This window comes from Demequina sp. (assembly GCF_024642165.1).
Taxonomy (GTDB): domain Bacteria; phylum Actinomycetota; class Actinomycetes; order Actinomycetales; family Demequinaceae; genus Demequina.
This window is the reverse complement of sequence record NZ_JAHEBP010000051.1, coordinates 1-14,139: the sequence shown is the minus strand read 5'-3', so window position 1 is coordinate 14,139 and position 14,139 is coordinate 1. Positions and strand designations below refer to the sequence as shown.

The following is a 14,139-nucleotide window of genomic DNA, read 5'->3' as shown; positions in this document are numbered from 1 at the left end:
GTCCCCTGACCAAGCTGGGCGGGCGCGCCCGACGCCTCCCGGTCGCCCGACGAGCCAATGCGGCGCGGCTCGCGTCGCGCCTGCGAGGAGACCGGAATGCGCGACCCTATCCTGATTTCGAGGAAGGGAGCGGTGGCCGTCGGGGCCGCCGGAGACGCCGATCAGCATTCAGGAACTGGCGCCGGAGACGGCGCGAACGCACGAGACCCGCGCTGTCCGATCCGGACGCATCGCGGGTCTCGACGGCTTGCGCGCCGTCGCCGTGCTGCTGGTGGTGGCCTATCACTTCGCGCCGCGAGCCCTGCCCGGCGGCTACGTGGGCGTCGACATCTTCTTCGTGCTGTCCGGCTTCCTCATCACCTCGATCCTGCTCAAGGAGAGGGCCGAGCGCGGCGCGATCTCGCTGCGGCGCTTCTGGCTGCACCGCGCGCGCCGGCTCGTGCCCGCGTTGGCGGCCCTGGTGGCGGTGTGCGTGGCCGCGGTCGCCATCGGCGTGGTGTATCTGCAGCTCCGGGGCCAACCGGTGAACGGGTCACCCTGGGGCGACCTGCTGGTGGGGGTGGGCGCGCAGATCGCCGCGGCCGCCACCTTCACCAGCAACTGGCTGACGGTCGCGGTGGGCCAGAGCTATGCCGCAGCGGGCTCGCCTCACCTGTTCGGCAACCTCTGGTCGCTGGCCGTCGAGGAGCAGTTCTACCTGCTCTGGCCGCTGGCGGTGCTGGGCGTCTTCACGCTGGGGATGGCGATGCGCCGCGCCGCCGCCGCCGCGGCGACGCTCGCGCTGGCCTCTGCGGTTGCCATGGCGCTGCTGCTGCCCGTCGACGGTGACCCGACGCGGGTGTACGTGGGCACGGACACGCACGCCTTCGGCCTCATGATCGGCGCGGCGCTCGCCTTCTGGTGGCGCCACCGCCAGGACCGCCCCGAGCCGTCGCGGAGGGTCGCGCGCGCCGGCATCGCCGCCGGCGGCGCCGGTCTCGTGGCGATCGCGCTCATCGCCGGCTTCATGCCCTGGGACGCGCCCTGGACGTATCGCGGCGGGCTGCTGCTCGCCTCGATCGCCACGGCCGCGGTGATCCTCGCCGTGGTCGAGGCACCGCGCCTGGGCGGGCTGCTCGACGCGGGGCCGATGCGATGGATCGGGGAGCGCTCCTACGGCATCTACCTGTGGCACTGGCCGGTCTTCGTCATCCTCGCCACGGGCTTCGACGGTGGCCGCATCCGCATGGTCTCGGGCGCGACGGTGGTGCTGGCCTCGATCGTCACCGTGATCGCGGCCACCATCTCCTACCGGTGGCTGGAGCTACCGGTGCGGCGCGAGGGTTTTCGACGTTCCGCGCGACGACTTGTCGACTGGCTCTATCCGGTGTCCGATACCCGTGAAGTGATCCAGGCGGCCCGCCGCCGCCGCGCCGGCCTGTTCGGTGGCACGGTCGCGGCGGTGATCGCGCTCGCCGGCTCCGCGGTGGCCGCGGCGCCGGCAAAGACCTCGCTCGAGCTGCAGCTCGAGGAGGGCGCCCGCTCCGTGGAGGCCTCCGTGCCCGCGGCGGAGGCTCCCACCGAGCAGGCGCCGCCCGCGGCAACGTCCGCGCCCGTGAGCCCCGCCGTTCCGGTGGTTCCGGCGGTCGAGGCATCGGCGGCGCCCGAGCCGTCGCCCACCGCGACCGAGGCCCAGGCGGCCCCGGCCGCGCTGCCCTCCGGGAGCGCGGTGATGATGGTGGGCGATTCCGTCACGCTCGGGTCCGCGGGCGCTCTCACGGATGCCATGCCGGGCCTGCGCGTCGAGGCGGCGGTGGGCAAGCAGTTCTCGGTGGGCGTGGACCGCATCGACTGGCTCGCGCGGAACGACCGCCTGCGCCCGTACGTGGTGCTCGCGCTCGGCACCAACGGCACCGTCCGTGACGCCGACATCGACCGCCTCATGGCCACCGTGGGGGACCGGCCCGTGGTGCTGGTGACGCCGTATGGCGACCGATCGTGGATGCCTGGAGCGCAGAAGGCGATCCGCGCCGCCGCCGAACGCTACGACACCGTGGTGATCGCCGACTGGCAGCGGGTGGTCGAGGCCGACACGTCGATCCTGGGGCCCGACGGGATACATCCGCGTGCGTCGGGCGTGGACCTGTTCGTGGGTGTCGTCGAGAGGGGCCTCCGCGACGCGGCCGCGCTCGACGTGGGGTGACAGGAGCCTGACGGGCACGACGACGGGCCCCCGCCGTGGAGGCGGAGGCCCGTGCGTATGGGGCGAGGCGGCCCCGGGAGCGTGTTACTTCACGAAGGGGATGACGAGCGGGATCGCGTAGTACTCTCCCCGGTTGGCACGCACGCCGGCGATGATCGAGATGATCAGCGCGTAGACCGCATAGGCGATCATCAGCGGGATCGTCACCAGCAGGCCGATGCCGAGCGTGGCGAGGCCCAAGGCCGTCCCGCCGATCACCGTCACCAGCACGGTGAGCTGCAGGTTGAGATTCATCTTCCCGTGGTAGTCGACGAGCGCGCTGCGCTCGCGGTAGATCAGCCACATCACGAGCGGCACCACGAAGGCCAGGGTGCCGGCCGAGATCACGATCGCCACGGCGGCGAGGATGTGGACCAGCATCGCGATGGTGCGGGCGTCGCTCTCGAGCATCGGGCGCGGAGCGTAGGGCGGCTGAGGGGCCGCGGACTGCGACGGCGAGACGGGAGCGCCGTCCGCCGACGTCTGGGGGTTCTGAGCTGTTTCGTTCATGGCTCCAGGTTCGCAGAATGCGCCAGGGCCCCGCATCCACCCGGAGGCGGAGCGAGGCCCTGATCTTCGTCGGGGTGGGTACCCCTACTTCACGATGCGCCAGTTGAACGGATAGCGGTACATGTCGCCTCGGTACGCCGCCATCGACGCCATGATGCCGAAGACGATGGTCACGATCGCGACCACGGGGAGGATGACGAATCCGATGATGACAACGGTGGTGATCGCGCCGATCACTCCCGCGATCGTCACCAGGATCGACCAGTTGAGCGCCTCCTTGCCCTGGTCGTTCACGAAGCCGCTGCGCTCCCGGAAGATCAGCCAGATGATGAGAGGAGCGAGGAAGCCGAAGAAGATCACGCCCAGGTGGGAGAGCATCGCCCACAGGCGCTCCTCGGACTGGCTCATGGGCTGCGCGGCAGCGGGCGGGGGAGACTGCGGTGGCGGTGGCGGGTAGTCGGTCATGTGGTTCACGTCTCCTTGGATGCAGTGACGCCGGCGGTCCCGTCGTGCGCGAGTGCCGACACCACGATGCTAGCGAGTCACCACTGGTCGCGTCGCAGGTGCGCGCGGGCGCGCCGCTTCTGCGTGGCGCCTCTGAGGAGTGCGGCCACCGGGTGCCGCCGCGCTCCGCGTTAGGATTGGCACTCGACCAGTTCGAGTGCCAGGAGGGAACGTGAGCGAGGAACGCCGCCAGGCCGTGCTCCGCGCGATCGTCGAGGGCTACGTCGCGACGCACGAGCCCGTGGGTTCGAAGGCATTGACCGAGACCCGCGCGCTGGGTGTCTCGTCCGCGACCATCCGCAACGACATGGCGATCCTGGAGGAGCAGGGGCTGATCGCTCAGCCCCACACCTCAGCAGGCCGCATCCCCACGGACGCGGGGTACCGCTCGTTCGTCGACCACCTCGCCGCCTCGTCGCTGCCGGAGGCGCATCGCCGGGCGATCGGGACGTTCCTGTCCGACGCTGTGGATATCAACGACGTGGTCGAGCGCTCCGTGCGGCTGCTCAGTCAGCTCACCCGGCAGGTCGCGGTGGTGCAGTTCCCCTCGCTGCGCGAATCCGCGGTGCGCCGCATCGAGCTGGTGAGGCTCGGGGCGGAGCGTGCGCTGGTGGTGGTGGTCTCCGCCGATGCGCGCGTGGACCAGCAGACCATCGCGCTCGGGGAGGCGGCCTCGGACGAGGCCTTCGAGCGGGCGGCCCGGGAGGTCAACGAGGTGGCGCACGGCCTCAGCGGCGCGCGCCTCGAGGCCGCGCTCAGCGCGTGGTCGGCGGCGCCCGGCCAGGCGCCGTGGGCTTCCCTGGTCGCTCAGACCGTCCTCACCGCCGCACGGGGCGGCACGGTCGAGCGGGTGGTATTCGCCGGCACCTCGAACCTGGCGCGCGCCGGCACGGGACTCGACGCCGACATCATCGCGCCGGTGCTCGATGCGCTCGAGGAGCAGGTGGTGCTGCTGCGCCTCTTGCACGAGATGGCGGGCCAGGGGGACGATGTCTCGGTCAGGATCGGCGCCGAGACCCACCATGAGGCGCTCTCGAGCACGTCGATCATCGCCGCGGCCTACGGCCGTGACGCATCGTCCCTGGTGGGCGCGCTCGGACCTACACGCATGGACTATCCAGGGACGATGGCCGCGGTACGCGCCGTCGCCCGCTATCTGTCGAGAGTGGTGGAGCTCTAGGTGAAGGATTACTACGCCGTCCTCGGCGTCCCGCGGGACGCCTCCGAGACGGAGATCAAGAAGGCCTATCGCAAGCTGGCTCGCGAGCTGCACCCGGACGTCGCGGGCTCGGCCGGCGAGGAACGCTTCAAGGAGGTCGCGGCCGCCTACGACGTGCTGGGCCACGCGGACAAGCGCGCTCAGTACGACCGCGGCGTCGATCCGCGCTCGGCATCGGGCGCCGGGGCCGGGCCCCAGGGGTTCGGGTTTGAGGACATCTTCGAGACCTTCTTCGGCGGCGGTGGCGGTGGCGGACCCTTCGGCGGCGCTCCGCGCGGCCCCGCGTCGCGCACGCAGCGCGGCGGCGACACGCTCGTGCAGGCCGAGGTGTCGTTGCGTGAGGCCGTCTTCGGAGTCTCCCGCGAGGTGCTCGTGGACCTGGCGGACGTGTGCGGGACCTGCCACGGCTCGTGCTGCGCCCCGGGCACGTCACCCACGAGCTGCCGGCAGTGCAACGGCACCGGCTCCGTCCAGCGCGTCGCGCGCTCACTGCTGGGCCAGGTCATGACCACGGCGCCGTGCCCCACCTGCGGCGGCTACGGCTCGACCATCGACCACCCCTGCGGCGAGTGCTCCGGTCAGGGGCGCACGCACTCCCGCCACACCGTCAAGGTCGACATCCCCGCGGGTGTCGCGACCGGGACCCGGATCCGCATGACGGGGGCCGGCGACGCCGGCGTCGCCGGCGGGCCCAAGGGCGACCTCTACATCGAGATCCGCGAGAAGGCCGATCCCGTCATCGAGCGCCGTGGGGACGATCTCCATTGCACACTCGAGGTGCCGATGACGGCCGCCGCGCTGGGCACCGTCCTGTCCGTCGACACCTTCGACGGGCCGCAGGACGTGGACGTGCGCCCCGGTACGCACTCGGGCTCGACCGTCCGACTCAAGGGGCTCGGCGTCGGCCGCCTGCAGAGGTCCGGCCGCGGAGACCTGCACGTCCACCTCGACGTGGTCACCCCCACGGATCTCACCGACGAGCAGGCCGAGCTCCTGCGCCGGCTCGCCACGCTGCGCGACGAGGAGACGCCCGACGGGCGGCTCGCCCCGATCGGCGGGGGTGTGTTCTCGCGGCTCAAGGACGCCTTCATGGGCCGGGAGCGGTGACCGCGCCCGTCTTCGTCGACGCGGCGGCCGCCGGGGCCGCCGTGGGGGACGTCCTCCGTGTGGAGGGCGACGAGGCACGTCATGCGGTGACGGTCCAAAGGCGTCAGCACGGCGAGTCCGTCGACGTCGTCGACGGCCGCGGCAGCCGGGCGAGCGGCCCGATCGCCGCCCTCGGGGACGGCTGGTTCGAGTTGCGTGTGGAGTCCGTGAGCCGTGACCACGACCCGGCGATCACGTTGGTGCAGGCGCTCGCCAAGGGCGGCCGGGACGAGCAGGCGGTCGAGTCGGCGGTCGAGCTCGGGGCCACCCGCATCGTTCCCTGGGCGTCGGAGCGGGCGATCGTCCAGTGGCGCGGCCCCAAGGTCGAGCGGGGCCGCGCCCGGTGGGGCTCGCTCGCGCTCACCGCGGCCAAGCAGAGCCGCCGCGCGGTGGTCCCCGAGGTGGACGATGCGGTGTCCACCAAGGTCCTCGCGGGACGCATCGCCGAGGCCGTGGCCGGCGGCGCTCGGGTGCTGGTGCTTCACGAGTCCGCGACCACCTCGCTCGTCTCGCTCGCCTGGCCCGACCCCGAGCAGGAGGTGTGGTGCGTGGTGGGGCCGGAGGGCGGGATCTCCGACGCCGAACTGGCGACCCTCACCGACGCCGGTGGGCTCCCCGTGGTGCTCGGGCCGCACGTGCTGAGGGCGTCCTCCGCGGGACCCGCGGCGCTCGCGGTGCTCGCGGCGGCGCGGGGTCACTGGCGCGGGCCGGTCACTAGGCTGGAGCCATGAGCGACATCGACTCCGCGCAGGACTGCCTCTTCTGCAGGATCGTCGCCGGCGACATCCCCGCCCAGAAGGTGATGGAGACGGATCGCGTGGTCGCGTTTCGCGACATCGCGCCCCAGGCGCCCGTGCACATACTCGTGGTGCCGCGCACGCACGCGCCCAACGTGGCGGCGCTCGCCGCGGCGGCTCCCGAGGAGCTCGCGGAGATGGCGCAGGTGGCGCAGCGCATCGCCGATGCCGAGTGCGGCGGCGAGTACAGGTGGATCTTCAACACCGGCGCCGCCGCCGGGCAGACGGTGTTCCACGCGCACGGGCACGTGATGAATGGCGGCACCCTCGGGTGGAGCGCGTGAGCGTCACCCGGGTGGTGGTGGTGGACGACGCGGCGCGCATGCCGGAGCTGCTCGGCTCGGGAGACGGCGTGCTCCGCGAGGTCGAGCGAGCGTTCCCCGGCGTCGACATCCACGTGCGCGGCAACCGCATCACGCTCACCGGCGACGAGGCCGACGTGTCCGCGGCGGCCACGGCCGTGGAGGAGCTGCGCGACGTGCTCGGTGCGGGGGTGCCGTTGACCGCCGACGTGGCGCGCGAATCGGTCCGCATGCTGCGCGCGACCCCCGCGGACCCCGACTCGGGGGCGGACGAGCGCCCCGCGGGCGTGTTGAGCCGCTCGATCCTGTCGACCCGTGGTCGCACCATCCGCCCCAAGACCCAGGGACAGGCGGCGTACGTGCACGCGATCGAGCGGCACACGGTCACGTTCGGCATCGGCCCCGCGGGAACCGGCAAGACGTACCTGGCCATGGCACAGGCCGTGGCCGCGCTGCAGGCCAAGCGCGTGAACCGCATCGTCCTCACCCGGCCGGCGGTGGAGGCGGGGGAGCGGCTGGGGTTCCTGCCCGGCTCGCTCAGCGAGAAGATCGACCCCTACCTCCGCCCGCTGTACGACGCCCTCCACGACATGATGGATCCCGAGTCGATCCCCAAGCTGATGGAGTCCGGCGCCATCGAGGTCGCGCCCCTCGCGTACATGCGCGGCCGGACCCTCAACGACGCGTTCGTGATCCTCGACGAGGCCCAGAACACCACGCGCGAGCAGATGAAGATGTTTCTCACGCGGCTAGGGTTCGGCACCACCATGGTGGTGACCGGCGACGTCACCCAGGTGGACCTGCCCGGCGCCACGCAGTCGGGACTGCGGGCCGCCGCCGAGATCCTCGCTGGGGTGGAGGACATCGCCTTCTGCCACCTGACCGCCGAGGACGTGGTGCGCCACCGCCTGGTGAGCGACATCATCACGGCCTACGCGAAGAGCGACGAGGCTCGCCAGGCGCGCGCCCCGCGCCCCACCGGCCAACGCCGCCGGTTCGACCGGGAGGAAAGACAGTGATCGACGTCAACAACGAGACCGATGCGCGCATCGACGAGGTCGAGTTCGCGGAGCTCGCGCGCTACGTCTTGGCGAAGATGCACGTCGCCGACGGCGCAGAGCTCGCGATCATGTTCGTAGACGAGCTCACGATGGAGGAGCTCCACGTCCAGTGGATGGACGAGCCGGGCCCCACGGACGTGCTGAGCTTCCCGATGGATGAGCTGCGTCCCGGCACCCCCGAGGACCCGACCCCGGCGGGGCTGCTCGGGGACATCGTGGTGTGCCCCTCGGTCGCGGCGCGGCAGGCGGCGGCCGCCGGCCACAGCGCGGAAGAGGAGATGCTGCTCCTCACCACGCACGGCATCCTCCACCTGCTCGGATACGACCACGCCGAGCCGGAGGAGGAGAAGGAGATGTTCGCGCTGCAGCGGAGTCTGCTGCTCACCTTCCTCGCGAACCGATGAGCTCGTCCGGCGTCACCCTGCTCGTCGTGGTCGGCGTGGCGGGACTGCTGGGGGCCGCGGCGTTGCACGCGATCGTCGCCGCCTTCGAGCAGATCCCTTACGCCGACGAGCGTCGCATCGCCGCTCAACTGCGGCCGGACGGCCGGCCCACGCGCGCCGCGCGTCTCGCCGTGCTGCCCGACCACGCCGACAACGCGGCGTCGGTGGGGTACGCGGTGCTCGAGTCGCTGTCGCTGGTGGCGTGGACCGCGCTCGCGATCGCGCTCGGTGAGGCACTGGGCTGGGAGCGGTGGCCGGGGATCGTGCTGGCGGCCGCGGTCGCCGCGTTTCTGTCGCTCATCGTGGTCCGTGCGCTCCCTCGCGGGCTTGGGCGACGGCATCCCGAGGCGACCATCCGGGCGCTCGCGCCGCTCGGCTGGGCGCTGATCCAGGTCATGACGCCGATTCGAGCCGTGGTGCCCGCGCTCCAGATGCGCGAGCTCGCCGAGCCAGAGGACCTGGTGGAGCAGGCGGGCGACGCCCTGGAGGAGGAGGACGCGGAGCTGCTGCGCTCGGTGGTCAGCCTGGGCGACACGCTGACGCGCGAGGTCATGGTGCCCAGGACGGACATGGTGACCGTGCAGGCGGGCACCCCGGCGCGCAAGGCGATGGTGCTCTTCATGCGCTCGGGCTTCTCGCGGGTGCCGGTGATCGGCGACGGCGTCGACGACACTGTCGGCGTCCTCTACCTCAAGGACGTGGTCCGGGTCACGTGGGACCATCCTCAGCGCCTCGACGAGGCGATCGACTCGCTGATGCGCGAGCCGGTGTTCGTGCCGGAATCGGTTCCCGCCGACGACCTGCTGCGCCGCATGCAGGACGAGGTGTTCCACATGGCGATCGTGGTCGACGAGTTCGGCGGCGTCGCCGGGCTCGTCACCATCGAGGACGCGCTCGAGGAGATCGTGGGCGAGGTGGTCGACGAGCACGACCGTTCGGCGCCCGAGGTCGAGGACCTGGGCGATGGTCGCTTCCGGGTGCCGGCGCGGTGCCCGCTCGACGAGCTGGGCGAACTTTTCGACCTCGAGATCGACGACGACGACGTCGAGACCGTCGCCGGGCTGCTCGCCAAGGCGCTCGGCCGGGTGCCGATTCCGGGGTCCCGGGTGACGGTGCATGGGCTCGACCTGCTCGCCGAACGCGCCGAGGGGCGCCGCCGGCAACTGGTGTCGGTGCTGGTGGCGCGCACGGCGCCCCCGGTCACGGGCGAGAATGAGACGGCGCCGCGGAGACGTGGGCGGAAGGAGGATGACGATGACTGAGTTCCGGTCCGGGTTCGTGGCATTCGTCGGGCGCCCCAACGCGGGCAAGTCCACGCTGACCAACGCGTTGGTGGGGGAGAAGGTGGCGATCATGTCCTCCCGCCCGCAGACCACGCGCCGCGCGATCCGCGGAATCGTCCACCGTGACGACGCCCAACTGGTGATCGTCGATACGCCGGGACTGCATCGTCCCCGCACGCTGCTGGGCGAGCGCCTCAACGCCGTGGTGCGGGAGACGCTCGCGGAGGTCGACGTCATCGGGTTCTGCCTCCCCGCCGACGAGAAGGTGGGTCCGGGCGACAAGTGGATCGCGCGCGAGCTGTCGGAGGCGCGCGCGCCGGTGATCGCCATCGTCACCAAGGTCGACAAGGTGGCGCGCGAGCGCGTCGCGCAGCACCTGCTCGACGTCTCGGAGTTGGGCGACTGGGCGCAGATCGTCCCCGTGAGCTCGGTCAAGGACATTCAGCTCGACACCCTGGTCGACCTGCTCGTGGGCTACCTGCCCGAGGGCCCGGCGCTGTATCCGGGCGGCGAGCTCACCGACGAGCCCGAGGACGTGCGGGTGGCCGAGCTCATCCGGGAGGCGGCGCTCGAGGGCGTGCGCGACGAGCTTCCTCACTCGCTCGCGGTGATGGTCGAGGAGATGGTCGAGCGTGAGCAGGACCCGGACGACCCGCGGGTCCCGCTGCTCGAGATCCGCGCCCAGGTGTTCGTCGAGAGGGACTCGCAGAAGGGGATCATCATCGGCAAGGGAGGGTCCCGCCTCAAGGAGGTCGGGGCCACCGCGCGAGCCGGCATCGAGCGCCTGCTGGGCCGCAAGGTGTACCTCGACCTGCACGTCAAGATCGCCAAGGACTGGCAGCGGGACCCCAAGCAGCTGGGCCGCCTCGGCTTCTGATGGTCGCAGGACCGTCGGGCCGCTGAGCTCTCGTCGGCCCCTTCGCTCATCGTGAGAGCGCTCTCACACTGTGTATAGTGGCTTCGTGAGAGCGCTCTCACGGCCGAGTGCGCTCGGGAATCCTGGTTCGAGCCGACTCTGAGGTACCGCGATGAAGCACCCTGTGATCGAGAGCCCCTCCCAGCCACGCGTGACCGGCGAATTCGTCGATCTCGAAGGCCGCCGCTGCTATCGCATCGGTGCCTACGATGCGATGGAGCCGTTCTTCATGAGCGTGGTGAGCAGTTCGGACCACTGGATGTTCGTGTCGAGCTCCGGCGGCCTGACCGCGGGGCGGCGCGAGCCTGACAACGCCCTGTTCCCGTACTACACGGATGACCGGATCCACGATGCGTCCGACACCACGGGCGCCGTCACGCTCATCAGGGCCGTCCGCGACGGCCGCGCGGCGTTGTGGGAGCCGTTCTCGTCGCGCCAGGACGGCCTGTACCGCCGATCGCGTGCGCTGTACAAGAGCGTGCAGGGGGACCGTCTGGTGTTCGAGGAGATCAACCACGATCTCGGGCTGGAGTTCCGGTACTCGTGGTCGACCTCGGAGCGCTACGGGTTCGTGCGGCATGCGCACCTGCGCAACACGGGTGACACCGCCGTGGACGTCGCCCTCCTCGACGGCATCCGCAACGTGTTGCCGGCGCTGATCAGCAGGCGCTTCCAGCTCGAGTACAGCACCCTGGTCGACGGCTACAAGCGCACCGAGCTCGCGGACGGGTCGCGGCTCGCGCTGTTCCGGCTGAGCTCGGTTCCCGTGGATAACGCGGAACCCAGCGAGGCCCTGCGCGTCAACACCGCGTGGGCCACTGGTCTCGCGGAGTTCGAGGTGGTGCTGTCGACGGTCCAGTGCGACGCGTTCCGTCGCGGCGAGGCCGTGGAGCCCGAGTCCGACGTTTGCGGGCGTCGCGGCGCGTACCTCGTGTCGACGTCGTTGTCGCTCGCGCCCGGAGAGTCGGGGGACTGGCTCATCGTCGCCGACGTGGAGAAGGACGCCGCGGGGGTGCGGACCGTCCTCGCGGAGTCGCGCGAGACTGACGCACGCGAGCGCGTGCTCGCCGATGTCGACCGGGGCACCCAGGAGTTGGTGCGCGTGGTGGGCCGCGCGGACGGGCTGCAGGCGACGGCGAGCGAGGCGAGCGTGTGGCGCCACTTCGCGAATGCGCTCTTCAACGTCATGCGCGGCGGCATCCCGGTGGATGGGTATTCGGTGTCGCGGGACGATCTCGAGCTCTTCCTGGGCCGGAGCAATGCACCCGTGGCCGCGCGTCATGCGGAGTTCCTGCGCGCGCTGCCGGACCACATCGGCCGCGACGAGCTGATCGCCCTCGTCGCACCGGTGGGAGACGTCGACCTTGAGCGCCTCACCGCGGAGTACCTGCCGCTGACGTTCAGCCGCCGCCACGGGGACCCGAGCCGGCCCTGGAACACGTTCGCGATCCGGCTCAAGGACCAACAGGGCAACCCCACCCTCAACTACCAGGGCAACTGGCGCGACATCTTTCAGAACTGGGAGGCGCTCGCTGTCTCATACCCGGACCTCGTCGAGTCGATGCTGTTCAAGTTCGCCGATTCGTCGACGCTCGATGGCTACAACCCCTACCGCGTCCTGCGCGAGGGATTCGAGTGGGAGGTGCTCGATCCGGACGACGACTGGGCCTACATCGGCTACTGGGGCGACCACCAGGTGATCTACCTGGAGCGTCTCTTGGAGGCGGCCGAGCGCTTTCGTCCCGGAAGCGTCGCCGCGCTCCTCACGCGCAAGGTCTTCACCTTCGCGGACGTGCCGTACCGGATCCGGCCCTACGCGGACCTGCTGCGGAACCCCCGCGACACCATCGACTTCGACCATGAGGTCGAGGCGGCGGCCCTGGCGCGCGCGGCCCGCATCGGCTCCGATGGCAAGGCGGCATGCGGGCCGGACGGCTCGCTGGTGCGCGCCAACTTCGCAGAGAAACTGCTGATCGTCGCCCTGTCGAAGCTGTCGAACTTCGTGCCCGGGGCCGGCATCTGGCTCAACACCCAGCGGCCCGAGTGGAACGATGCCAACAACGCGCTGGTGGGCAACGGCGTCTCCATGGTCACGCTGTACTACCTGCGGCGCTACCTCGCGTTCCTCGACGCCCAGTTCGCGGCGTCTGGCCTCGACAGGGTCGAGCTCTCGGACGCCGTGGCGGACCTTCTCGACGCCGCGTCCGACGCGCTGAAGGAGCACCCGGTCGTGCCCGGCGTGGCGGTGTCGAACGCGGAGCGCAAGGCCGTACTCGATCGACTCGGAACGGCGGGGGAGCGGTACCGCACGCAGGTCTACGATCCGATGTCCCGCGCGACGTCGCGGCCGGTCCCCGTCGCGGCGGTGCGCGAGCTGATCGCGGCGGCACTGGAGCACGCCGACCACAGCATCGCGCAGAACCGGCGCGCCGATGGCCTCTATCACTCCTACACCATCATGAAGGTGTCCGACGCCGGGATCGCGGTGTCCCATCTCGACCCGATGCTGGAGGGCCAGGTGGCGGTGCTCAGCGCCGGCGTGCTCGGGCCCCACGAGGTCGCCGACCTGCTCGACAGCCTGCGATCGAGCGCTCTCTACCGCGAGGACCAGAACAGCTACCTGCTGTACCCGTTCCGCGACCTACCTCACTTCCTCGACAAGAATCTTGTGCCTCCGGCGGGGGCCGCGGAGTCCGAGCTCCTCACCTCCATGCTGGACCGGGGCGACACCCGCCTCGTGACACGCGACGCGACCGGCGAGGTCCACTTCAATGCGGACTTCCGCAATGCCCGCTCCCTGGGCGAGGCGCTCGACTCGTTGGCCGGCACGGAGTACGGCGCCGTCGCGGAGGCGGAACGGAGGCTGGTGCTCGATCTGTACGAGCAGGTCTTCGAGCACGCGTCCTTCACCGGCCGCTCCGGGACCTTCTACAAGTACGAGGGCCTCGGATCCATCTACTGGCACATGGTGTCGAAGCTGCTGCTCAGCGTGGACGAGGCGCTCCTCGGCGCGCTGCGCGACGGCGCCGACTCGGCCGTGATCGGCCGGCTCCGCGATCACTACGAGCAGATCCGCGCGGGGATCGGTGCGGACAAGTCGCCGGCGGCGTACGGTGCCGTGCCCACGGACCCGTACTCGCACACGCCGGGGTTCGCGGGAGTGCAGCAGCCGGGAATGACGGGTCAGGTGAAGGAGGATCTCATCACGCGGATGAGCGAGATGGGCGTCGTGATCGAGCGCGGGCGCATCGACTTCCTCCCTTCCCGGGTGCGCCAGGTCGAGCTGCTGGAGGAGCCCTCGTCCCTCACCTTCGTGGACGTGCGCGGCGAGGTGCGCACCATCGACGTGCCAGCAGGCGCCATGGCCTTCACGGTGTGCCAGGTGCCGGTGGTGCTTCACGGCGCCGGGCCCGCTTCCATCGGGATCGTGCTCGACGGTGAGGCGACCCTGGTCGACGGTCTCGGGCTGTCCGCCCAGACCAGCGCACAGATCTTCGACCGGACGGGCGAGGTGGAGCGGCTCGACGTCTTCCTGGGCCTGACGGGCTAGCGACGCGCGCACTTGGCGGCGCGCGTCGCGCATCGGCTAGGGTGTCGTTATGCGTGCACGGCAGGCCAGCCTGCTCCTTCGTCGCCGCGACGAGGCCTGATCCAGGCCGGATCCTCGTCGCGGCGGTTGCTGTGCCGGCCCACCAGCGACAAGCAGCAGAAGGACACCCCATGAGCCACTACACCGG

12 protein-coding genes are annotated in these 14,139 nt (G+C 71.1%); 10 read left to right on the top strand and 2 right to left on the bottom strand.

Translation table 11 applies throughout. The features are described 5' to 3' along the window. Nucleotides 1-160 precede the first annotated feature (160 nt). Nucleotides 161-2,182, top strand: coding sequence for an acyltransferase family protein (locus tag Q0L54_RS06405; RefSeq protein WP_366937942.1), 2,022 nt, complete (start codon nt 161-163; stop codon nt 2,180-2,182). Nucleotides 2,183-2,266: 84 nt separating this feature from the next. On the opposite strand, the gene Q0L54_RS06400 is transcribed toward Q0L54_RS06405, so the two are convergent. Together Q0L54_RS06400 and Q0L54_RS06395 are read right to left on the bottom strand one after the other, a co-directional pair. Continuing rightward, entirely contained in the window at nt 2,267-2,731 is a 465-nt protein-coding gene (locus tag Q0L54_RS06400; protein ID WP_296666339.1) for a DUF4870 domain-containing protein, read from the bottom strand. An 84-nt stretch (nt 2,732-2,815) separates the two neighbouring features. Beyond that, on the bottom strand, nt 2,816-3,196 hold the full coding sequence (locus Q0L54_RS06395) for a DUF4870 domain-containing protein (protein WP_296666342.1): 381 nt from the start codon (nt 3,194-3,196) through the stop codon (nt 2,816-2,818). Between the two features lie 211 nt (nt 3,197-3,407). Between Q0L54_RS06395 and hrcA the strand changes: the two genes are divergently transcribed. The 9 genes from hrcA (at nt 3,408) to Q0L54_RS06350 (ending at nt 13,952) form a co-directional block, all read left to right on the top strand. Then, nucleotides 3,408-4,415: a heat-inducible transcriptional repressor HrcA gene (gene hrcA / locus Q0L54_RS06390; protein WP_296666337.1), complete on the top strand. Its 1,008-nt coding sequence runs from the start codon at nt 3,408-3,410 to the stop codon at nt 4,413-4,415. Continuing rightward, on the top strand, nt 4,416-5,561 hold the full coding sequence (gene dnaJ / locus Q0L54_RS06385; RefSeq protein ID WP_296666335.1) for a molecular chaperone DnaJ: 1,146 nt from the start codon (nt 4,416-4,418) through the stop codon (nt 5,559-5,561). It begins immediately after the preceding gene. After that, complete coding sequence (locus tag Q0L54_RS06380) at nt 5,558-6,331, top strand: 16S rRNA (uracil(1498)-N(3))-methyltransferase (protein WP_296666334.1); 774 nt, start codon at nt 5,558-5,560, stop codon at nt 6,329-6,331. The genes dnaJ and Q0L54_RS06380 overlap by 4 nt, the downstream gene beginning before the upstream one ends. Continuing rightward, nucleotides 6,328-6,681, top strand: coding sequence for an HIT domain-containing protein (locus Q0L54_RS06375; protein ID WP_296666333.1), 354 nt, complete (start codon nt 6,328-6,330; stop codon nt 6,679-6,681). Before Q0L54_RS06380 ends, Q0L54_RS06375 begins: the two co-directional genes overlap by 4 nt. Before the next feature lie 38 nt (nt 6,682-6,719). Then, on the top strand, nt 6,720-7,718 hold the full coding sequence (locus Q0L54_RS06370) for a PhoH family protein (RefSeq protein ID WP_296666340.1): 999 nt from the start codon (nt 6,720-6,722) through the stop codon (nt 7,716-7,718). Beyond that, nucleotides 7,715-8,164, top strand: coding sequence for an rRNA maturation RNase YbeY (ybeY, locus tag Q0L54_RS06365; protein WP_296666332.1), 450 nt, complete (start codon nt 7,715-7,717; stop codon nt 8,162-8,164). Before Q0L54_RS06370 ends, ybeY begins: the two co-directional genes overlap by 4 nt. After that, nucleotides 8,161-9,465: a hemolysin family protein gene (locus tag Q0L54_RS06360; RefSeq protein WP_296666330.1), complete on the top strand. Its 1,305-nt coding sequence runs from the start codon at nt 8,161-8,163 to the stop codon at nt 9,463-9,465. Before ybeY ends, Q0L54_RS06360 begins: the two co-directional genes overlap by 4 nt. Continuing rightward, complete coding sequence (gene era / locus Q0L54_RS06355) at nt 9,458-10,363, top strand: GTPase Era (protein WP_296666328.1); 906 nt, start codon at nt 9,458-9,460, stop codon at nt 10,361-10,363. The genes Q0L54_RS06360 and era overlap by 8 nt, the downstream gene beginning before the upstream one ends. A 151-nt stretch (nt 10,364-10,514) precedes the next feature. Next, complete coding sequence (locus Q0L54_RS06350) at nt 10,515-13,952, top strand: hypothetical protein (protein WP_296666326.1); 3,438 nt, start codon at nt 10,515-10,517, stop codon at nt 13,950-13,952. Nucleotides 13,953-14,139: the final 187 nt, after the last annotated feature.

What these genes read in the sequence shown, in the direction of transcription:
- Q0L54_RS06400 (WP_296666339.1), bottom strand. Translation starts at nt 2,731, where the DNA reads ATGAACGAAACAGCTCAGAACCCCCAGACGTCGGCGGACGGCGCTCCC.
- Q0L54_RS06395 (WP_296666342.1), bottom strand. Translation starts at nt 3,196, where the DNA reads ATGACCGACTACCCGCCACCGCCACCGCAGTCTCCCCCGCCCGCTGCC.
- Q0L54_RS06375 (WP_296666333.1), top strand. Translation starts at nt 6,328, where the DNA reads ATGAGCGACATCGACTCCGCGCAGGACTGCCTCTTCTGCAGGATCGTC.
- Q0L54_RS06370 (WP_296666340.1), top strand. Translation starts at nt 6,720, where the DNA reads ATGCCGGAGCTGCTCGGCTCGGGAGACGGCGTGCTCCGCGAGGTCGAG.
- Q0L54_RS06360 (WP_296666330.1), top strand. Translation starts at nt 8,161, where the DNA reads ATGAGCTCGTCCGGCGTCACCCTGCTCGTCGTGGTCGGCGTGGCGGGA.
- era (WP_296666328.1), top strand. Translation starts at nt 9,458, where the DNA reads ATGACTGAGTTCCGGTCCGGGTTCGTGGCATTCGTCGGGCGCCCCAAC.
- Q0L54_RS06350 (WP_296666326.1), top strand. Translation starts at nt 10,515, where the DNA reads ATGAAGCACCCTGTGATCGAGAGCCCCTCCCAGCCACGCGTGACCGGC.